The organism is Bradyrhizobium sp. 159 (assembly GCF_023073795.1).
Classification (GTDB): Bacteria; Pseudomonadota; Alphaproteobacteria; order Rhizobiales; family Xanthobacteraceae; genus Bradyrhizobium.
In genome coordinates, this window is sequence record NZ_JADPKE010000101.1 from 154,789 (window position 1) to 173,368 (window position 18,580).

At 64.7% G+C, this 18,580-nt stretch carries 20 protein-coding genes; 11 read left to right on the forward strand and 9 right to left on the reverse strand.

All coding sequences use genetic code 11. The annotated features are described in order from the left end of the window. The first annotated feature begins 226 nt into the window (after positions 1 to 226). Genes IVA96_RS31675 through IVA96_RS31685 form a run of 3 tightly spaced genes read left to right on the forward strand, consistent with a single transcriptional unit; the run spans position 227 to position 3,028 of the window. Positions 227 to 922, forward strand: a complete 696-nt coding sequence (locus tag IVA96_RS31675) for a Tim44/TimA family putative adaptor protein (RefSeq protein WP_247421396.1) — start codon at positions 227 to 229, stop codon at positions 920 to 922. Further along, positions 900 to 2,441 carry an MltA domain-containing protein gene (locus tag IVA96_RS31680; protein WP_247421400.1) on the forward strand — a complete coding sequence of 514 codons (1,542 nt, stop codon included), beginning with the start codon at positions 900 to 902 and terminating at the stop codon, positions 2,439 to 2,441. Before IVA96_RS31675 ends, IVA96_RS31680 begins: the two co-directional genes overlap by 23 nt. Next, entirely contained in the window at positions 2,438 to 3,028 is a 591-nt protein-coding gene (locus IVA96_RS31685) for a Smr/MutS family protein (protein ID WP_247421401.1), read from the forward strand. The genes IVA96_RS31680 and IVA96_RS31685 overlap by 4 nt, the downstream gene beginning before the upstream one ends. Before the next feature lie 34 nt (positions 3,029 to 3,062). On the opposite strand, the gene IVA96_RS31690 is transcribed toward IVA96_RS31685, so the two are convergent. From IVA96_RS31690 to hslV, 5 genes are all read right to left on the reverse strand, one after another. Continuing rightward, a complete protein-coding gene (locus IVA96_RS31690; protein WP_247421404.1) occupies positions 3,063 to 4,187 on the reverse strand; it encodes a hypothetical protein in 1,125 nt (374 codons plus the stop codon). A gap of 194 nt (positions 4,188 to 4,381) precedes the next feature. Further along, the gene (gene hslU / locus IVA96_RS31695) at positions 4,382 to 5,686 is read right to left on the reverse strand and encodes an ATP-dependent protease ATPase subunit HslU (RefSeq protein ID WP_247276599.1); all 1,305 of its coding nucleotides are present in this window, start codon (positions 5,684 to 5,686) and stop codon (positions 4,382 to 4,384) included. 53 nt (positions 5,687 to 5,739) lie between these two features. Further along, positions 5,740 to 6,357 (reverse strand): DUF2585 domain-containing protein, encoded by a 618-nt coding sequence (locus IVA96_RS31700; protein ID WP_247421406.1) that lies wholly within the window; start codon positions 6,355 to 6,357, stop codon positions 5,740 to 5,742. Continuing rightward, positions 6,354 to 6,839: a GNAT family N-acetyltransferase gene (locus tag IVA96_RS31705; protein WP_247421408.1), complete on the reverse strand. Its 486-nt coding sequence runs from the start codon at positions 6,837 to 6,839 to the stop codon at positions 6,354 to 6,356. Before IVA96_RS31705 ends, IVA96_RS31700 begins: the two co-directional genes overlap by 4 nt. A gap of 188 nt (positions 6,840 to 7,027) precedes the next feature. After that, positions 7,028 to 7,588, reverse strand: coding sequence for an ATP-dependent protease subunit HslV (gene hslV, locus IVA96_RS31710; protein WP_247276596.1), 561 nt, complete (start codon positions 7,586 to 7,588; stop codon positions 7,028 to 7,030). A 249-nt stretch (positions 7,589 to 7,837) separates the two neighbouring features. Between hslV and hisB the strand changes: the two genes are divergently transcribed. The 8 genes from hisB (at position 7,838) to IVA96_RS31750 (ending at position 13,185) form a co-directional block, all read left to right on the forward strand. Continuing rightward, a complete protein-coding gene (gene hisB, locus IVA96_RS31715) occupies positions 7,838 to 8,431 on the forward strand; it encodes an imidazoleglycerol-phosphate dehydratase HisB (protein ID WP_247421411.1) in 594 nt (197 codons plus the stop codon). 63 nt (positions 8,432 to 8,494) lie between these two features. After that, on the forward strand, positions 8,495 to 9,025 hold the full coding sequence (locus tag IVA96_RS31720) for a DUF2628 domain-containing protein (RefSeq protein ID WP_247421412.1): 531 nt from the start codon (positions 8,495 to 8,497) through the stop codon (positions 9,023 to 9,025). After that, on the forward strand, positions 9,022 to 9,672 hold the full coding sequence (gene hisH, locus IVA96_RS31725) for an imidazole glycerol phosphate synthase subunit HisH (RefSeq protein ID WP_247421415.1): 651 nt from the start codon (positions 9,022 to 9,024) through the stop codon (positions 9,670 to 9,672). The genes IVA96_RS31720 and hisH overlap by 4 nt, the downstream gene beginning before the upstream one ends. Before the next feature lie 154 nt (positions 9,673 to 9,826). Further along, positions 9,827 to 10,558: a 1-(5-phosphoribosyl)-5-[(5-phosphoribosylamino)methylideneamino]imidazole-4-carboxamide isomerase gene (gene hisA / locus IVA96_RS31730; protein ID WP_247421417.1), complete on the forward strand. Its 732-nt coding sequence runs from the start codon at positions 9,827 to 9,829 to the stop codon at positions 10,556 to 10,558. Positions 10,559 to 10,568: 10 nt separating this feature from the next. Beyond that, complete coding sequence (hisF, locus tag IVA96_RS31735; protein WP_145630398.1) at positions 10,569 to 11,342, forward strand: imidazole glycerol phosphate synthase subunit HisF; 774 nt, start codon at positions 10,569 to 10,571, stop codon at positions 11,340 to 11,342. Between the two features lie 79 nt (positions 11,343 to 11,421). Further along, positions 11,422 to 11,748: a phosphoribosyl-ATP diphosphatase gene (locus IVA96_RS31740; protein ID WP_247421419.1), complete on the forward strand. Its 327-nt coding sequence runs from the start codon at positions 11,422 to 11,424 to the stop codon at positions 11,746 to 11,748. Between the two features lie 21 nt (positions 11,749 to 11,769). Further along, positions 11,770 to 12,726 carry a type I pantothenate kinase gene (gene coaA / locus IVA96_RS31745; RefSeq protein WP_200497031.1) on the forward strand — a complete coding sequence of 319 codons (957 nt, stop codon included), beginning with the start codon at positions 11,770 to 11,772 and terminating at the stop codon, positions 12,724 to 12,726. Between the two features lie 105 nt (positions 12,727 to 12,831). Continuing rightward, the gene (locus tag IVA96_RS31750; protein ID WP_247421421.1) at positions 12,832 to 13,185 is read left to right on the forward strand and encodes a hypothetical protein; all 354 of its coding nucleotides are present in this window, start codon (positions 12,832 to 12,834) and stop codon (positions 13,183 to 13,185) included. Here IVA96_RS31750 and IVA96_RS31755 read toward each other — a convergent pair. The 4 genes from IVA96_RS31755 to IVA96_RS31770 form a co-directional block, all read right to left on the reverse strand. Continuing rightward, positions 13,153 to 13,782 carry a histidine phosphatase family protein gene (locus IVA96_RS31755; RefSeq protein ID WP_247421424.1) on the reverse strand — a complete coding sequence of 210 codons (630 nt, stop codon included), beginning with the start codon at positions 13,780 to 13,782 and terminating at the stop codon, positions 13,153 to 13,155. The genes IVA96_RS31750 and IVA96_RS31755 overlap by 33 nt on opposite strands. A gap of 108 nt (positions 13,783 to 13,890) precedes the next feature. Continuing rightward, a complete protein-coding gene (locus IVA96_RS31760; protein WP_247276618.1) occupies positions 13,891 to 16,116 on the reverse strand; it encodes an ATP-binding protein in 2,226 nt (741 codons plus the stop codon). A gap of 210 nt (positions 16,117 to 16,326) precedes the next feature. Next, complete coding sequence (locus IVA96_RS31765; RefSeq protein WP_247276589.1) at positions 16,327 to 16,794, reverse strand: hypothetical protein; 468 nt, start codon at positions 16,792 to 16,794, stop codon at positions 16,327 to 16,329. 108 nt (positions 16,795 to 16,902) lie between these two features. Beyond that, the gene (locus IVA96_RS31770; RefSeq protein WP_247276588.1) at positions 16,903 to 18,441 is read right to left on the reverse strand and encodes a YifB family Mg chelatase-like AAA ATPase; all 1,539 of its coding nucleotides are present in this window, start codon (positions 18,439 to 18,441) and stop codon (positions 16,903 to 16,905) included. Positions 18,442 to 18,580 lie beyond the last annotated feature (139 nt).

An 18,580-nucleotide genomic window follows, 5' to 3' on the forward strand; every position in this document is an offset into this window, starting at 1 on the left:
GGTTTCCCCTTGGGCATAAAACGCGCTACACTCGGCACTGTGCCAAAAGGCGCCATTGGCCGGGCAAGATTTCGTGCCTACATCCCAGGGACCAGACGCGCGGACCTGAAATGGTGATGTAGACTTGCCGTTCCCCTATGGAACGGTCTACTGGCCGGATCGATTTTTCCCGGCAAGGACCCTCTGATAAAGAGACCCTCGGAAAAGACCAGAAAGCGAATACGACGTGGACATCTACACCATCATCTTCCTGGCGCTGGCGGTCTTCATCTTTCTGCGGCTGCGCAGTGTGCTGGGGCAGCGCACCGGCAGCGAACGGCCGCCGTTCGACCGCAACGCGCTCCAAGGTGCCCAGGACAAGAACGTCGTGACCATGCCGGGTAAGGTGATCGACCAGGCCCCGCTGGCACCGACGGCCGAGCCGACCCCGCCCACCGACCGCTGGAAGGGCCTGGCCGAGCCGGGCACCCCGCTCGCTCAGGGTCTCGACGCCATCGTCGACAAGGATTCCACCTTCGACCCACGCCATTTCATCTCGGGTGCCCGTGGCGCCTATGAGATGATCGTGCTGGCCTTCGCCAACGGCGACCGCCGCGCGCTGCGCGATTTGCTGTCGCCGGAAGTCTATGAGAGTTTCGACGCCGCGATCAAGGAGCGCGAGAAGAACGAGCAGAAGACCGAGACGCGTTTCGTCTCGATCGACAAGGCCGAGCTCGTCGGCGCCGAGCTGCGCGACCGCACCGCCCAGCTCACCGTGCGCTTCGTCTCGCAGATGATCTCGGTCACCCGCGACAAGGCCGGCAATATCGTCGACGGCAGCGCCGACACGGTCGCCGACATCACCGACATCTGGACTTTCGCCCGCGACACCTCCTCTCGCGATCCGAACTGGAAGCTGGTTGGTACCGGAAGCGCGAATTAAGATCTTCTTGAAGACCAGCGCGACGGCGCTTTGCGCAGGTGTCGTCGTGCTGTCGTCGTTTTCGCTCGGCGCCGAGGCGGCGCGGCGCCACTACCGCAGTCACCACCGTCATCTTCCAACATTGCCTGCCGCCCCGCCGCGCGCCTTGCCCTATCCGCAGCTTTCGCTGCCGTTCGAGATTCCCGGCGCGCAATATCTGCCGCTGGCCTGGGCGGACGTGAAGGGCTGGAGCGACGATAATCATCTCGCCGCCTACAAGACCTTCCGCGCGAGCTGCCGTTCGATCAACACGCAGACCGGCGCGTCCGAGCCGAAAGCCGAAGCCAAAGCACTCGGCGCTTCGCTGAGCGAGCCCTGCCGGGTCGCCAAATCGCTCGAACTCACCGACGACGCCAGAGCCAAGACCTTCTTCGAGCAGAATTTTGCGCCGCTGCGCATCTCCCGTCTCGGTGAGCCCGACGGCTTCGTCACCGGCTATTACGAGCCCGTGCTCGAGGGATCGCACACCCAGACCGACGTTTACAACGTTCCGGTCTATCGCCGGCCCTCCAACCTGTTCGTGCGTGGCTACAAGCAGGACTCGGTCAGCCTGCCCAACAAGGGCCCGGTCTATCGCAAGATCGGTCGCCGCAAGCTGGTGCCCTATTACGACCGCGGCGAGATCGAGGACGGCAAGATCGCCGGCCGCGGGCTGGAGATCGCCTGGCTCAAGGACCCGACCGATCTCTTGTTCGCACAGATCCAGGGTTCGGCACGGATCAAGTTCGACGACGGCGGCACGGTCCGGCTCAATTACGACGCTTATAACGGCTATCCCTACACGGCGATAGGTCGCATCCTGATCGAGCGCGGCATCATTCCGAAGGAAGAGATGTCGATGCAGAAGATCAGGGAATGGATGGCGCAGAATCCGGATGGGGCGAAGGAATTGCGCCGCCAGAACCGCGCCTACATCTTCTTCCGCGAGGTCAATCTGTCCGACAAGGAGGAGGCGGTGGGCGCGCAAGGAATTCCGCTGACGGCCGGCCGCTCGATCGCGGTCGACAAATCGCTGCACGTCTACGGCACGCCGTTCTTCATCGAGGGCGAGCTGCCGATCGAGTCCGAGCGCGCCAAGACGCCGTTCCACCGGCTGATGATCGCCCAGGACACCGGCTCGGCCATCATTGGACCTGCGCGCGCCGACCTTTATTTTGGCGCGGGCGCGGATGCCGGCCGCGTCTCCGGGCGGTTGCGCCATCCCATGCATTTCGTGATGCTGGTGCCGAAGAGCCTCGATCCCAGTGTGCGCGGCGCGCGATTGCCGGTGCCGGATCCGCGACCGTCGGAAAAGATCGCAAAGCTGTTTCCGCAGACCGATCCGGCGAAGCCCGCCTCTCGTGCTGCTGCGGCGACGGTCGACAAAAACGAAACGGTCGCCACTGCCGGTTCCGTCCCGCTACCGGTGCCGCGTCCAGCGATCGAGCCCGTTCGCGAACCGCAGCGGCCGGTGAAGAATCGTTCGCTTCGGCAGCAATGAAGCGATCATCCCGTCCGCCCGTGCTGGAGCCCCGCCCCGTGCCGCGTCGCCGCGCCCTGAGCGAGGAGGAGCGCGAGCTGTGGGAGCTCGTTGCAAAACAGGTGAAGCCGCTGAGGAAGCTTCGGGCGCCGAAGGCGCCCGCCGCGCCGCGCGCTGAATCCTCGCTTGCCGCCGAGGCGGCCAGACCTGCGTCACCGTCAAGGCCGGTCGCAGCTGTCCCGGCGCCGCGCGTGGCAAAACCGTCCGTGCCGCCCTTGGCGCCGCTGGGCAAGCGCGAGCGCGCAAAGTTGTCGCGCGGACGACGCGAGATCGAGGCGCGGCTCGACCTGCATGGCATGACCCAGACGCGTGCCCATCGTGCGCTGACCGGCTTCCTGCACCGCGCCCATCACGATGGCCTGACCTTCGTCCTGGTCATCACCGGCAAGGGCCGCAGCGGTGGCGAAAGCGGCGTGCTCCGCCGCCAGGTGCCGGAATGGCTGAGCCTGCCGGAATTCCGCGCCTTCGTCGTCGGCTTCGAGGAGGCCCATATCGGCCACGGCGGCGAAGGTGCGCTGTATGTGCGAATTCGGCGGGCGAGGCATTAAATCTCTCCCGTAAGCTGGAGAGGGAGCGCGCCTCCTAAAACGGCCGGATGATTCCGACCCGCGGGATCAGCGTGATGATCAGGCCGAAGATATTGGTGTTGCGATCCTCCGCCTGAATCGGCGGCGCCTTCCGCGCGGCGGGCAGCATCTTCACCGCATGCAGTATCAGGAACATGCAGACCGCCCAGTTCGAGATCCAGCGCGAATAGTCGAACACCATCGCGAACATCACGAGATAAGCGAGGCTGACGCCGATCAGCGCCGCGATCACGAGACGGCGATGAGTCGCGCTGGCGAGCGCGTCGATCAGGTTCGCAAAGAAGCGCCATAACGGCGTGTGCAGCCAGATCAAAAGCGCGAAGACCGGCACGCCGAGGATGTTGTGCGGCAGCCGGCCCCAGGTGTCGGCAACCTCCTTCGCCAGCGGCTGATACCAGATGTAGCTGAATTGCAGCAGGTCGGTGCGGGATGGATCGGCCATCCGGCTCTTGAGATAGGCGACGAATTCCGCCTCCGGGATCGGCATCGTTCCCACAAATTGCGCCGCGAAGAACAATCCGGAGACGATCGCGAAGGCGGCAACACCGAACGCGACGTTGGTGCGATGGCAGCCGCAAGCCAGGTAATGTCTGATCACGACGATGGTGATGATCGTCGGCACATACATCAAGAGATGGATGTGGTGGATCAGGACGAGCATGATCGAGAACAGCGCAGCCGTCGCCACGAACAGCGATGAGCCCGCCGGCATCAGCAGCAGGACGATCGCCAGCGCACAGCCATAGATGTCGAAATGGCCGAGCGTGTGCATGAAGTTCTTGAGGAAGAACGGCGAGCCCGCGGTGAAGACGAACAACGGCAGCGTCTTCGCGGTGAAGCCGAACGTGTTCTGGAACAGTCTTGCGTAAAGGCCCAGCGTTGCCAGCCACGTCGCGCCGCCGAGCGCGAACACCAGCCATACCGGCACCTTCGCCGTGAACAGCGCGACGATCGCCCCGATCAGCGCACGCTTGATGAAGCCGAAATGGTAGTCGACGAGAAGGTGGATATAGGGAACGTAAGGCGGCAGCTGGATCTTGTGAACGAACACGCCGACGAGGACGGCGGTGTTGATCGCGAGCAGCAGGCGCCAGGGGTTTTGCGGGATGCTAGCGCGCATATGGCACTCGGCGCGCGTCAATCTCAGCGGTCGTTCCGGACAAGCGAGCATAGCGAGCGCTGATCCCGGACCCGTAACCACAGAAGGTCGTTTGAGCCGAGATCGAAGTCGCCATCTGTTTCAACAAGGACCGCCGGGGGTGGGGTCCTGGCCTTCGCCAGGACGACGCTCCTAGATAGCGCGGGAGCTCGGAATTACAAAATAAACCGGCTCAAATCCGCATTTTTGGCGAGGTCGCCGACGTGCTTTTGCACGTAATCGGCGTCGACCCGGACCGTCTCGCCATTGCGGTCGGGAGCGGTGAAGGAGATCTCGTCCAGCACCCGCTCCATCACGGTCTGGAGCCGCCGCGCGCCGATGTTCTCGACGGTGGAATTGACGGCGACCGCGACGTCGGCCAGCGCATCGATCGCGCTGTCGGTGATGTCGAGCGTCACGCCTTCGGTCAGCATCAAGGCGACATATTGCTTGATCAGCGAGGCTTCGGGCTCGGTCAGTATCCGGCGCATGTCGTCGCGGGTCAGCGCCTGCAATTCGACGCGGATCGGCAACCGGCCCTGCAACTCCGGCAACAGGTCGGACGGCTTTGCGACATGGAAGGCGCCGGAGGCGATGAACAGGATGTGGTCGGTCTTGACCGCGCCGTGCTTGGTCGAGACCGAGGTGCCCTCGATCAGCGGCAAGAGATCGCGCTGCACGCCCTCGCGTGAGACGTCGCCGCCGACGCGGCCGTCGCGCGCGCAGATCTTGTCGATCTCGTCCAGGAACACGATGCCGTTGTTCTCGACCGCGCTGATCGCCTCCAGCGTGAGCTGCTCGGTGTCCAAGAGCTTGTCGGATTCCTCGTTGACGAGGATTTCATGCGAGCCCTCCACCGTCAGCCGTCGCGTCTTGCTGCGGCCGCCCAGCTTGCCAAAGATGTCGCCGATCGAGATCGCGCCCATCTGCGCGCCCGGCATGCCGGGGATCTCGAACATCGGCATGCCGCCGCCGGACGACTGCGTCTCGATCTCGATTTCCTTGTCGTTGAGCTCGCCGGCACGCAGCTTCTTGCGGAACGATTCTCGCGTCGCGGAAGAGGCATTGGCGCCGACCAGTGCATCGAGCACACGCTCCTCGGCCGCGAGCTGCGCCCGCGCATGCACGTCCTTGCGCTTGCGCTCGCGCACCTGGACGATCGCGACCTCGACGAGATCGCGCACGATCTGCTCGACGTCGCGGCCGACATAGCCGACTTCGGTGAACTTGGTCGCTTCCACCTTCAGGAAGGGTGCATTCGCGAGCTTGGCGAGCCGCCGCGCGATTTCCGTCTTGCCGACGCCGGTGGGGCCGATCATCAGGATGTTTTTCGGCAGCACCTCCTCGCGCAAGGAGCCTTCGAGCTGCTGCCGCCGCCAGCGGTTGCGCAGCGCGATCGAGACGGCGCGCTTGGCATCGGCCTGGCCGACGATGAAACGGTCGAGTTCAGAAACGATTTCGCGGGGAGAGAAGTCTGTCATGGCACCTTAGCTAGGGTCAGTTTCCGGCCGGGACAAGCCGCTTTTTTCGGCCATCAGATGATCGGCGGCCCGGATTGCCATTGCTTCACGGCCTCCATCGGATGGATCAGCATGAGGATATTCAGCGTCAGATTGTCGCGAATGTGGAGCGCCAGCACGATCTCGAAGGCGAGCCCGATCGCCACCGTTGCCGGGACCGGCAGCAGGCGTGCGGCAAGGAAGCCCAGCACCATGAACAGCGTGTCAGAGACCGAATTGACGATGCTGTCGCCGTAATAGTCCAGCGAAATCGTACCGGCACGGTAGCGTTCGATGATGAATGGCGAGTTCTCGACGATTTCCCAGGCGCCTTCAATCAGCATGGCGATGATCAGCCGCGCCGGCCATGACAAAGGCAGCGCGGGCAGTCGCGCGAACAGCAGCCAGGTCAGGCCGTAGAACAGGAAGCCGTGCAGGACGTGGGAGAAACTATACCAGTCGGCGACCTGTTGCGAATTCTCCGAGCTGTTCACCGCGCCATGCCACAACTTCACATAGCCGCAGGTGCAGATCGGCACGCGCCCCGCCGCGAACAGGATGGAGGCCTGTAACGCCAGCAGCAACAGCGCGATGCCGAGCCAGGCTTGCGGGGGTACGGCGAGCTTGCTCCGTTGCGTGTTCGCCAGCGTCACGGTTGACGCACCATCAACAGCGCCGGTCCGTCCGGCGTCTCGACCATGCGGTCGCGGACGAAGCCGGCCTTCGCATAGGCGCGTACCGCGCGTGTGTTGAGCGGATCAGGATCGGTGACGATCCGCGGCAGACCGGCGCGCAGCTGCGCGTCGACGAATTGGCGAATGAAGGCCGAGCCATGGCCGCGCGCGATCATGTTGCTTTCGCCGATGAACTGGTCGATCCCACGCGTGCCCTCCGGTTGCGGCCCAAAGCCCGTATTCCAGGCCGTCAGCCGGTAACACTGAAGATAGCCGAAGGGCTTGTTGTCGGCCAAGACGATGAACTGGTCCATCGCCGGCTCGTCAAGATCGCCGCTGACCAGCTCAAGCTGCTCGTCCGGATCGCCCCACCATTCCCGCACATGCGCTTCGCCCAGCCACCGCCGGATCAGCGGCAGATCGGCCGTTGTCATCGCGCGGAAGGTGTAGGTGGGCGTCATCTAGCAGCCACGGTGGCACTGCGCTCCCTCTCCCGCTTGCGGGAGAGCGTCGGGGAGAGGGTGCTTCCGCAATGGGACAATCCCCCAGAGGAGAGAGCCCCCACCCGGCGCTTCGCGCCGACCTCCCCCGCAAGCGGGAGAGGTTGCACCGAGCATTCGGACAAGCCTTCGGACAAATGAAGCTCCGCCTACCCGCTCGCGAGGCTCTCGATCGTTACATTCCGGTTGGTGTAGACGCAGATGTCGGCGGCGATGTCGAGGGAGCGGCGGACGATGGTCTCGGCGTCCTTATCGGTGTCGAGCAGGGCGCGGGCCGCCGCCAGCGCATAATTACCGCCGGAGCCGATCGCCATCACGCCGGCCTCAGGCTCGAGCACGTCGCCGGTGCCGGTCAGCACCAGGGAGACGTCTTTGTCGGCCACGATCATCATGGCCTCCAGCCGCCGCAGGTAACGGTCGGTGCGCCAGTCCTTGGCGAGCTCGACCGCGGCCCGGGTCAGCTGCCCCGGATATTGCTCCAGCTTGCTCTCCAGCCGCTCAAAGAGCGTGAAGGCGTCGGCGGTGGCGCCGGCAAAGCCGCCGATGACGTCGCCCTTGCCGAGCTTGCGGACCTTCTTGGCGTTGGACTTGATTACGGTCTGGCCGATCGAGACTTGGCCGTCGCCGCCAACCACCACCTTGCCGCCCTTGCGGACCGTCAAAATCGTGGTGCCGTGCCAGCTAGGCGAGCTGTTCTGGGAATCCTGCATGAATGACCCTCGTTGTCGGCCTGATTTAGGCGGTCGGGGCAAAAGGGACAACCGGCGCACAACGGCCGCTCCGGGCCTAATTCGCTCACCATAGGCAGAAGTAGAGGCCCGGCTAGCCGTTCCCGCAGTAGCGAAGGCGTCATTTGGCTGGTAAAAGACCGGCGTTTTCGGCCCCGAACAGCATGATTTGGAAAAGCGGATACCGCTTTTCCGACCAAGACCATGCTGAAATGAAAGCGAAAGCCTTCAATGCGCACCGCGACGATCAAGCGCAAGACCAAGGAAACCGACATCGAGGTCACCGTGAACCTCGATGGCACCGGCGTGGCCAATATCGCGACCGGCATCGGCTTTTTCGACCATATGCTCGATCTCCTCGCCCGCCATTCCCGCATCGACCTCACGGTCAAGGCGGTAGGCGACTTGCACATTGATCATCACCATACCACCGAAGACACCGGCATTGCGCTCGGCCAGGCGGTCAAGCAGGCGCTCGGCAACATGGCGGGTATCACCCGCTATGCCAGCGTGCACATGCCCATGGACGAGACGCTGTCGCGCGTGGTCATCGACATCTCGGGCCGCCCGTTCCTGGTGTTCAAGGCCGACTTTCCCCGCGACAAGATCGGCGAGTTCGACACCGAGCTGGTGCGCGAGTGGTTCCAGGCCTTCGCCATCAACGCCGGCGTGACTCTCCACGTCGAGACACTATATGGCGATAACAGCCACCATATCGCCGAGTCCTGCTTCAAGGGTCTGGCGCGGGCGCTGCGCACCGCTGTCGCGATCGATCCGAAGGCTGTGGGCGAAATCCCGTCCACCAAGGGCTCGCTCGGCGGGTGACATCTCCAGCCAGCGGCACGCGCCGCTTGCGGTATCACTGAATTTAGAGAACGGGGCATCACCATGCCTGTCTACACAGTTCATGCTCCCTCCCCTGCCGGAGCCGATCTGCGCGCGACCGACAAGTTCGTCTTCGTGCGCGACGGCTTCCACTTCTGGGCGATGATCTTCGGCCCGCTCTGGCTGCTGTGGAATCGGCTGTGGCTGGCGCTGATCGGCTGGGTGATCTTCGTGGCCGCGTTCAATGCGGGGCTGTCCAGCCTGAGTGTTGGACGCAGCTCGATCTTCTTCGCCAATATCATCGTCGCGCTGCTGATGGGCTTCGAGGCCTCGAGCCTGCGCCGCTGGACTCTCTCACGCGGCAAATGGCGGCAGCTCGACGTCGTGATTGCCGACAAGGAAGACACTGCCGAGCATCGCTTCTTCGAACGTTGGAGCCAGAAGCAGCACGGCATCGTCAACGATCAATGGGCCGTCGATCGCGGCGGCCCGCCGCCGACCCGTAGCGTGCCGGGTCAGCAATTCTCGAACCCGCCGCCGTTGCCGGCGGGCGGCATCATTGGGTTGTTTCCAGAACCGGGAGGGTCAAGATGAGCGTCGCCATCATCGATTACGGTTCGGGCAATCTGCATTCCGCCGCCAAGGCCTTCGAACGTGCCGCGCGCAGCCTGGAGGACCCGCAAAAGGTATTCGTTACCAGCGATCCGGACCAGGCCTACAGCGCCGACCGTCTGGTGCTGCCGGGCGTCGGCGCTTTCGCCGATTGCCGGTGCGGACTTGACGCCGTCAACGGCATGGTTGAGGCCATCACCGAAGCGGTGCGCGTCAAGGCGCGGCCGTTCTTCGGCATCTGCGTCGGCATGCAATTGATGGCGAGCCGCGGCAAGGAGCACGTCACGACGGAGGGGCTGAATTGGATCGGCGGCGACGTCGAGAAGATCACGCCGCGCGACGAAAACCTGAAGATCCCGCACATGGGCTGGAACACGCTCGAGGTGCTGCGCGAGCATCCGGTGCTGAACAAGCTGCCGCTTGGCCCCAAGGGCCAGCACGCCTATTTCGTGCACTCCTATCACCTCAACCCCGCCAACGAGGCGGACGTGCTGGCGCGCGCCGACTATGGCGGGCCCGTCACCGCGATCGTCGCGAAGGACACCGCGATCGGCACGCAATTCCATCCCGAGAAGAGCCAGCGGTTCGGGCTGGCCCTGATCTCGAACTTTTTGCGATGGAAACCGTGATGGATTCGACGGCTTTCACCTCGTCATTGCGAGCGAAGCGAAGCAATCCAGCGTCTTTCCGCGGCGGCAGTCTGGATTGCTTCGCTGCGCTCGCAATGACGGAGTGCATAGCTGACAGGTCCGTTCCTGCGATGGGGACGGGAGCAGGTGCGACATGATTCTCTTCCCCGCGATCGATCTCAAGAACGGCCAGTGCGTGCGTCTCGAGCAAGGCGACATGGCGCGCGCCACCGTGTTCAATCTCGATCCCGCGGCGCAGGCGCAGAGCTTCGCCGCGCAGGGCTTTGAGTATCTCCACGTCGTCGATCTCGACGGCGCCTTTGCCGGCAAGCCGGTCAATGCGCAGGCCGTCGAGGTGATGCTGAAGACGATCAAGATTCCGGTGCAGCTCGGCGGCGGCATTCGCGATCTCGCGACCGTCGAAGCCTGGCTCGGCAAGGGCATCACCCGCGTCATCATCGGCACCGCCGCGGTGCGCGACCCTGAATTGGTGAAGGCGGCGGCGAAGCAATTCCCCGGCCGCATCGCAGTCGGGTTAGACGCCCGCGACGGCAAGGTCGCTGTCGAAGGCTGGGCCGAGACCTCGCAGGTCACAGTGCTGGAGATCGCGCAGCGGTTCGAGGACGCCGGCGTTGCCGCCATCATCTTCACCGACATCGCGCGCGACGGTCTGCTCAAGGGCCTGAACCTGGACGCGACCATTGCGCTGGCGGACGCGATTTCGATTCCGGTGATTGCCTCCGGCGGCCTTGCTTCGATCGAGGACGTCAAGGCGATGCTGACGCCGCGCGCCAAGAAGCTCGCCGGCGCGATCGCCGGCCGCGCGCTCTATGATGGCCGGCTTGATCCCGCCGCCGCCCTCGCCCTGATCCGTAACGCGCGCTAGGAGGCATGCAATGTTCAAGGTGCGCGTGATCCCCTGCCTCGACGTCAAGGACGGAAGGGTCGTCAAGGGCGTGAATTTCGTCGATTTGCGCGATGCCGGCGACCCTGTCGAAGCCGCAATCGCCTATGATGCCGCTGGGGCCGACGAGCTTACCTTCCTCGACATCACTGCGACCCACGAGAACCGCGGCATCATGCTTGATGTGGTCCGGCGCACGGCAGAAGCCTGCTTCATGCCTGTCACCGTCGGCGGCGGCGTGCGTGAGGTCAACGACATCAAGACGCTGCTGCGCGCCGGCGCCGACAAGGTCTCGATCAACAGCGCCGCGGTATCGCGGCGGGAGTTCGTCAAGGAAGCGGCCGAAAAATTCGGCGAGCAATGCGTGGTGGTGGCGATCGATGCCAAGCGCGTCAAGCGTCCGGGCGGCGACCGCTGGGAGATCTTCACCCATGGCGGGCGCAATTCGACCGGGATCGATGCCATCGAATATGCCCAGGAAGTGGTCTCGCTCGGCGCCGGCGAGATCCTGCTCACCTCGATGGATCGAGACGGCACCAGGCAGGGTTTTGACATTCCGCTGACCCGCGCGATCGCCGACAGCGTCTCCGTTCCGGTGATCGCCTCGGGCGGCGTCGGCAATCTTGACCATCTCGTCGACGGTATCCGCGACGGGCACGCCACCGCCGTGCTGGCGGCCTCGATCTTCCACTTCGGGGAATTCACCATCCGCGAAGCCAAGGAGCACATGGCACGGCGCGGGCTGCCCATGCGCCTCGATGCCTGACGACTCCCGTTCGTAAAAGTGCTACACGAGCCGTGCGGGACGGCTCGTTCGGCCGTATCGCGTTTTCCGAGTATTCCGTATGCCGCGTTTCACGATCCATGATCTGGCCGAGACCATCGATGCCCGCGCGGCCGCCGGTGGCGAGGCCTCCTATACCCGCGAGCTTCTGGACAAGGGCGCCGAGCATTGCGCCAAGAAGTTCGGTGAGGAGGCAGTCGAAACCGTAATCGCAGCAGTCGAAAACGATCGCGCGCATCTGATCGCCGAGAGCGCCGATCTGCTCTACCATTTCCTTGTGCTGCTCAAGGCCCGCGGCGTAAAGCTGGAGGAGGTCGAGGCCGCGCTGGACAAGCGGACGTCGATGTCAGGGTTGGAAGAAAAGGCGTCGCGCAAGAGCGGCAACTAGCCGAGGTGGAAAGATCGCGTCATGGATATCCGCGCACCCGAGCAGCAGTATAATCCGTACCGCGTCTATACGCGCGAAGAATGGGCGCGCCTGCGCGATGACACGCCGATGACGCTGGAGCCGGGCGAGTTCGACCGGCTGCGCTCGCTGCACGACCGCCTCGACCTCCAGGAGGTCGAGGACATTTACCTGCCGCTGTCGCGCCTGCTCTCGATCTACGTCGATGCGATGCAGCGCCTGTATTACGCCGAGCGGCAATTCCTCAACATCCGCGACCGCAAGGTGCCCTATATCATCGGCGTTGCCGGCTCGGTCGCGGTGGGCAAATCCACCACGGCCCGCGTGCTCCAGGCCCTCTTGGCGCGCTGGTCGCCGCGCCCGAAGGTCGAGCTGATCACCACCGACGGGTTTCTCTACCCCAACGCGGTGCTCGATCGGCAGGGCATCATGCAGAAGAAGGGTTTTCCCGAGAGCTACGACCTGCCACTGCTGCTCAGCTTCCTCTCCGACATCAAGTCCGGACGTCGTCATGTGCGCGCGCCGGTCTATTCGCATCTGACCTACGACATCGTGCCGAACCAGTGGGCCGAGATCGACCAGCCCGACATCCTGATCGTCGAAGGCGTCAACGTGCTGCAGACGGGCAAGCTGCCGCGCGACGGCAAGGCGGTGCCTGTGGTCTCCGACTTCTTCGATTTCTCGGTCTATATCGACGCCGACGAGGCGGCGCTGCGGCAATGGTACATCAAGCGCTTCCTGGCGCTGCGCGACACCGCCTTCACCAACCCGAAATCCTACTTCAACCGCTACGCGCTGTTGTCGGATGAGGAAGCCACCGCCACCGCGATCGCGATCTGGGAGCGCACCAATCTCGCCAATCTCGAGGACAACATCCTGCCGACCCGGCCCCGCGCGACGCTGATCCTGAAGAAGGGCGCCGACCACACGGTGGAGAGCGTGGCGCTCAGGCGGCTGTAATCGCGCCGGTGAACATGGCCCCCCTGGCTGGTTGGGCTGAGTGTCTTTTGTTGCAGACCTAAAATCGGTATTCCGCTATGCCTTCAAGAACGGCGGAGAGGCACTATGGTTGATCGTCTCAGAAGCGCTGCGGAGCAGCTTGAAGCTCCGATCTGCCCGGACTGCCACATCGAGATGAAGTGGTTTCGCTCCGAACTGCTGGCGGACGAGCCGACGCCGATCATCGCGCATCTTTTCGTGTGCCCACATTGCAAGCGCGCGGCAAAAGCGGACACCATCTTCAAAGCCGACCGAGCGCCGCCTGATAAGCTCACTGCGCCGCGTTTTCTTTCGCATGCCGACGGACTGAGTCCCGCCCGACGGCACGGGGCATGCTCGGCTCCCGACCTGGCCGTTACCCTAGCTGGCACGCCGCCGCTGGTTGGCTCACTTGCCTGCCTTCGTATTCCAGTCCGCTAGCCTGATGCGCCCCGCAAAGATGGCGGGGCCGGAGCTGCTGGCCTTGTAGACGAAGGCTTCGCCTTCCTGCACGTCGCCGGCCTCCTTGCCGAAGGCATCGGCGATGTTCGTCTTATGGGTGATCAGGAACGTGTTGGTGCTGGCCTTCGGCGGCGTATCGACGAGATGACGCACGGCTTGGCCCGCCTTTGCATTTGCACCCGTCGGGTTGGCCATTCCCGACGCACTGGCGTTGCTGCTGTCCGTTAGCGCATCGACCGGCTTGACCTCGCGGCCGGAGATCAGCTTGCCCGCCTCGACCGCGCGGTTCAGCCGGCTGGTGTAGACCTCGCCGATCGGAATCGCGAGATCCTTGACCGCTGTCCCGATCTGACGCGCCATGTCCCTGCCCTTTTCACTGAGCTGGCGCTGCGCGCTCATGTCGTCGAATTTGAAAGGGTAGACGTCCTTTTGGCTGTCATCGGTGGCGGTGTGCCGAAACACCAGCACGTAGCCGCCTTGCTTGAGCGATGTGATGAGTTCCGGCGTATCGGCCGCGGTGTGTCGGGAAATTCCAGCGATAAGGACAATGAGTGCGAGGCGGCAAAGCACGTTCATGCGCAAAGTCCCCTATTGCAAAACGTCCCCTCGGGGATGGTGACGCGCAACGAGGCCGATTTCAATTATCGACTGCCGGTCGGGCCGAGGTTTTCGTGAAATTCTGGATCAGACACTCAGGTGGCGGGACGCGGCCAGCCCCGCCAGCGCCTGATCCAGCTTCTCGCGGTCGAGCGGCTTGATCAGGAATCCATTCATGCCTGCCTCGAAGCAAGCGTAGCGGTCCTCGACCAGCGTATTGGCGGTGAGCGCCAGGATCGGCATGCGCTGGCGACCCATGGCCGCCTCATGCGCGCGAATGCGCTTTGTCGTCTCAATGCCGTCGAGCTGCGGCATCTGGATATCCATCAGCACGAGATCATAGGGCGTGCCGGCCGATGAGGCGGCGAGCCAGGATTCCAGCGCCGCCTCGCCGTGGATAGCGATGACGACGCGGTGGCCGAGTTTCGTCAGCAGCGAGCGCATCAACAGCGCATTGATCTCGTTGTCCTCGGCAACGAGGATCGACAGCCCTTTCGCCGGCGTTGCAGTTTTGGATTCGGCCAATGGCTGCGGTGCGAGCTCGGGCGAGGCGACCTCCGGCGTCAGCGAAAGGCGTGTCGCGAGCGAGGCGGCGCGCAGCGGCTTCACCAGGAATCCGGTGAAGGCCGGGGACAGTTCCTCATGGCGCGAGCTCGAGGTCAGCAGCACCAGGCGCTGCATCGCATGCGCCCGCGCGGTTTCGCCGAGATGGTCGGAAGCGGCGGGACCGATCGCGCGATCGACCAGCATGGCGTGCCATGAACGCTCCGGCAGCAGCGCTTGAGCCACGGCGGCGTCCGCCACCATGCAGGTCTGACCGCCCCAGCGCTCCAGGCGCCGTGCGATCAGCGACGCCTCGATGCCCTCGGCGACGAGGAGAATCGGCTTGCCGGCGAGTTCGGGGCAGGCGAATGCCGTCTGTCCGCTACCTGCTTGTGACGGGGCTAGCGGCACCGCGACCTCGAAGGTCGACCCCCTGCCCGGTTCGCTCTCGAGCGTGATCCGGCCGCCCATGCGCTTGACGATGCGCTCGCTGATGGACAGGCCGAGTCCGGTGCCGCCATAGGTGCGCGCGACGCGCTCGTCCGCCTGCTCGAACTCCCGGAAGATGCGCGATTGCGCTTCCGGCGCGATGCCGATGCCGGTGTCGCGGACCAGGAAGCTGATCTCGTTCGGCCGGATGCCGGGCTCGACGATCAGCGCGACGCCGCCGCTCGCGGTGAACTTGATGGCGTTGCCGGCGAGGTTGAGCAGCACCTGGCGCAGCCGCGCGGCGTCCCCCACCACCTCGAGCGGCAGGCGCTCGTCGATATAGGACGCGATCTCGAGAGTCTTGGCCTGCGCACGCGGCGCCAGAAGCTCGGTGATCTCCTCGACCAGCGTGGACAAGGCGAACGGACGCTGCTCGAGATCGAGCTTGCCGGCTTCGATCTTGGAATAATCGAGCAGCTCCTCGATCAGCGCCATCAGTGCTTCGCCCGAAGTTTTCACCGCCCTGGCGTAGGTCGTCTGCTCCGGCGTCAGCGTGGTGTCGAGCAAGAGGCTGCCCATGCCGATGATGCCGTTGAGGGGCGTGCGGATTTCGTGCGAGGCCATCGCGAGGAAACGCGACTTCGCGCGGTTGGCGGCATCGGCCTGATCGCGCGCGTCGGACAAAGCGCGCTCGGTCTCGGTGCGGTCGGTGACGTCGCGCCCGACGCTCTGCAATTCGGCGGGCTGGCCGGCATCGCGGCGCACATAGCCCTCGCGCCAGGCGATCCAGCGCGCACCGAGCGGGGTTGCGATTTTCTGGTCGTGAACGCGCGTGCCGCTGCTCTCGCGCGCGCTGTCGCCCTGCTCCAGCACGTCGAAGTCGAAGCGTGTGCCGACCAGCGCGCTCCGGGCCTGTCCGGCCAGCGCGCAATAGGCGTCATTGGCAAAGGTGATGCGGCCGCTCGTGTCGCGCAGCACGATCAGGTCGCCCTGCTGCTCGAACAGGCTGCGGGCGCGCTCTTCGGCTTCCTTGAGCTCCCAATTGCGGTCGATCAGCGCCTCGTTGTGGGCGGCGAGCGAACGCAGCCGCTTGTTGACGAAGCGCAGCCGCATGCTCAGCGTCGCAAGACCAAGGCACGCCAGCGCGAACAGGAAGCTCGCGCCGATCGCAAAGGCGTTGGGATCGTAGCCGGAATTCTCGGACCGGCTGCCGGAGACGAAGCCATAGGCGGCGCCGAACGTCGCCGAGAAGATCATGAAGGAGCGGAGCGCGAAGGCGATACGGGGATGCTGTCGCCTGAAGCGGCGCATGCGCACCTTGATCCGGAACGTCCGACCCATCGCCACCGACCCTTGTCCGAAACCCCGTGCCCGCCGTGTGCGACGATGTCGCGTCGACCTTGCGAACAGCTTGAGGCTTTGGCGCCGCCTCCAAACAGGGTTGACGAGGTGTTAACGCTTCAGAGCATGATCCGCAAAAGTGTGCAGCGATTTTCCAAAAAGGTCATGCGCAAACAAGAAGCTAAAGCGCGATCGTGATCTCACCGCGGTTTAGAGTGAGGCGGCCTGCAGGCGGCCATGGCCGCCGCGGGCGCCGACGATCAGCGCCGCGGCCTCGCGCTGCGAGAACGTCTTCGAGCGCACATAGATGCGGTAATCGGCCGGCCCTTCGGTGGAGAGATAGATTACCTGGCCGCCGTCGACGGGCTGCGCGGCGATTGAGACCAGGCGTGTCCACGGATTGCCCTGGCAGGATTCCGATTCCGAGCCGAGGCCGTCGTCGACCACCGCGAAGTCCGCAGCGTCCGCATTGTCGGTGACCTGGACCCGTACCGTGGCCTGCGCGGGATCATCGGTGAAGGCGACATGCACGCCGGCGGTCCAGAACAGGGAGGTGAGCTCGACCGAGGACTCGCCCAGGGCAATGCAGGGATGCGAGACCGATCCGATCTCGCCGCGGGCGAACACCGCCGCCGCCAACAGGGGAACAACCGAGGCCAGGATCTTGAAACGCAACATGACACTCTACTCGCCCGCCCCTCGGGAACTCGAGTTGGAAACACATGGGGCTTATGGTTTGCAGAGCGTAAAGGAAACTCGTTACCGCCGGGTTGATGCGCGTGTGCTTCACGCCATCTGCCGCACATCCTCCGCGAGTGCGCGGTAGGATAGCGCTTCGGCGAGGTGCAGCCGGCCGATCTTGTCCGCGTTGTCGAGATCGGCCAGTGTGCGCGCGACCCGCAGCACGCGGTGATAGCCGCGCGCCGACAGCCGCATGGTCTCCGCCGCGTCCCGCAATAGCTTGGCGCCTTGCGCATCCGGTTTTGCGATCTCTTCGAGGACCGAGGCCGGCGCCTCGGCATTGGTACGGACGTTCGGCAGGCCGGCATCCGCATAACGCGCAAGCTGGATGTCGCGTGCCGCCGCCACGCGCGCGGCGACTTCGGCGGAGCCTTCCGCCGGCGGCGGCAGAATCAAATCGGCCGCGGTCACCGCCGGCACCTCGATGCGCAGATCGATGCGATCCATCAACGGACCGGAGATGCGCGCTTGGTAGTCGCCGGTGCAGCGGTCGATGCGGCCGCGCTTGCAGGCATAGCCCGGCTCGAACGCGTTGCCGCAGCGGCACGGATTCATCGCGGCCACCAGCATGAAGCGGGCAGGGTAGGTGACGCGATGATTGGCGCGCGACACCGCGACCTCGCCGTTCTCCAGGGGCTGGCGCAGCGAATCCAGCACGCGCGGATCGAACTCCGGCAGCTCGTCGAGGAACAGCACACCCTGATGCGCCAGCGAGATCTCGCCGGGTTTGGCGCGCACGCCGCCACCGGTGAGCGCGGCCATGCTGGCGGAATGATGCGGCGAGCGGAACGGCCGCCGCGCGGTCAGCGCGCCGCCCTCGATCTCGCCGGCGACGGACGCGATCATCGAGACTTCGAGCAGTTCGCCGGGCGACAGCGGCGGCAGGATCGAGGGCAGGCGCGCCGCCAGCATCGATTTGCCGGCGCCGGGCGCGCCGATCATCAGCAGGTGATGTCCGCCCGCGGCTGCGATCTCCAGCGCCCGCTTGGCGCTCTCCTGGCCCTTGATATCGCGCAGGTCGAGGGACGAGGCGGCGGCCTCATGCACCTTCGGTGAGGGCCGCGACAGCACCTGCGTGCCCTTGAAATGGTTGGCGATCTGAATGAGTGATTGTGCGGCCATGATCTGGATGTCCGGGCTCGCCCAGGCCGCCTCCGAGCCGCAGGCTGCCGGGCAGATCAGGCCCTCCTCGCGCGCATTGGCGCCGATCGCGGCGGGCAGGACACCTGCGACCGGCGCGATCGATCCGTCGAGGCCGAGCTCGCCGAGAACTGTGAAGCCGGTCAGTGCATCGGGCGGGATCGCGCCGATCGCCGCCATCAGCCCGAGCGCGATCGGCAGGTCGTAATGGCTGCCCTCCTTGGGCAGGTCGGCCGGGGCCAGATTGACGATGATCCGCCGCGCCGGCAGCGCCAGCCCCGAGGCGATCAGAGCCGAACGGACCCGCTCGCGTGCCTCCGACACCGCCTTGTCCGGCAGGCCGACGATGGCGAAGGCCGGCAGCCCCGGGGCGACCTGCACCTGCACGTCGACCGCACGGGCCTCAATCCCCTCAAAGGCGACGGTAGAAACCCGCTGAACCATGCTCGAACCAGCCTGCCCTTTCGCGCAATTAGGGGTAGCAGAGCCTAGCGCCTTTCGCAAGAACAATACGGGAACATGCCCTAGGACCGAGAAAATCCTACCCGATCGTAAACGTGAAGCGGACACTACACCTCGAATG

Coding starts and splice junctions, on each gene's coding strand:
- IVA96_RS31720 (WP_247421412.1), top strand. CDS start 8,495: ATGCCTGTCTACACAGTTCATGCTCCCTCCCCTGCCGGAGCCGATCTG.
- hisB (WP_247421411.1), top strand. CDS start 7,838: ATGCGCACCGCGACGATCAAGCGCAAGACCAAGGAAACCGACATCGAG.
- hisH (WP_247421415.1), top strand. CDS start 9,022: ATGAGCGTCGCCATCATCGATTACGGTTCGGGCAATCTGCATTCCGCC.
- hslV (WP_247276596.1), bottom strand. CDS start 7,588: ATGCAGGATTCCCAGAACAGCTCGCCTAGCTGGCACGGCACCACGATT.
- IVA96_RS31770 (WP_247276588.1), bottom strand. CDS start 18,441: ATGGTTCAGCGGGTTTCTACCGTCGCCTTTGAGGGGATTGAGGCCCGT.
- IVA96_RS31685 (WP_247421401.1), top strand. CDS start 2,438: ATGAAGCGATCATCCCGTCCGCCCGTGCTGGAGCCCCGCCCCGTGCCG.
- IVA96_RS31760 (WP_247276618.1), bottom strand. CDS start 16,116: ATGGGTCGGACGTTCCGGATCAAGGTGCGCATGCGCCGCTTCAGGCGA.
- hisF (WP_145630398.1), top strand. CDS start 10,569: ATGTTCAAGGTGCGCGTGATCCCCTGCCTCGACGTCAAGGACGGAAGG.
- IVA96_RS31740 (WP_247421419.1), top strand. CDS start 11,422: ATGCCGCGTTTCACGATCCATGATCTGGCCGAGACCATCGATGCCCGC.
- IVA96_RS31690 (WP_247421404.1), bottom strand. CDS start 4,187: ATGCGCGCTAGCATCCCGCAAAACCCCTGGCGCCTGCTGCTCGCGATC.
- hslU (WP_247276599.1), bottom strand. CDS start 5,686: ATGACAGACTTCTCTCCCCGCGAAATCGTTTCTGAACTCGACCGTTTC.
- IVA96_RS31765 (WP_247276589.1), bottom strand. CDS start 16,794: ATGTTGCGTTTCAAGATCCTGGCCTCGGTTGTTCCCCTGTTGGCGGCG.
- IVA96_RS31705 (WP_247421408.1), bottom strand. CDS start 6,839: ATGACGCCCACCTACACCTTCCGCGCGATGACAACGGCCGATCTGCCG.
- IVA96_RS31755 (WP_247421424.1), bottom strand. CDS start 13,782: ATGAACGTGCTTTGCCGCCTCGCACTCATTGTCCTTATCGCTGGAATT.
- IVA96_RS31750 (WP_247421421.1), top strand. CDS start 12,832: ATGGTTGATCGTCTCAGAAGCGCTGCGGAGCAGCTTGAAGCTCCGATC.
- coaA (WP_200497031.1), top strand. CDS start 11,770: ATGGATATCCGCGCACCCGAGCAGCAGTATAATCCGTACCGCGTCTAT.
- hisA (WP_247421417.1), top strand. CDS start 9,827: ATGATTCTCTTCCCCGCGATCGATCTCAAGAACGGCCAGTGCGTGCGT.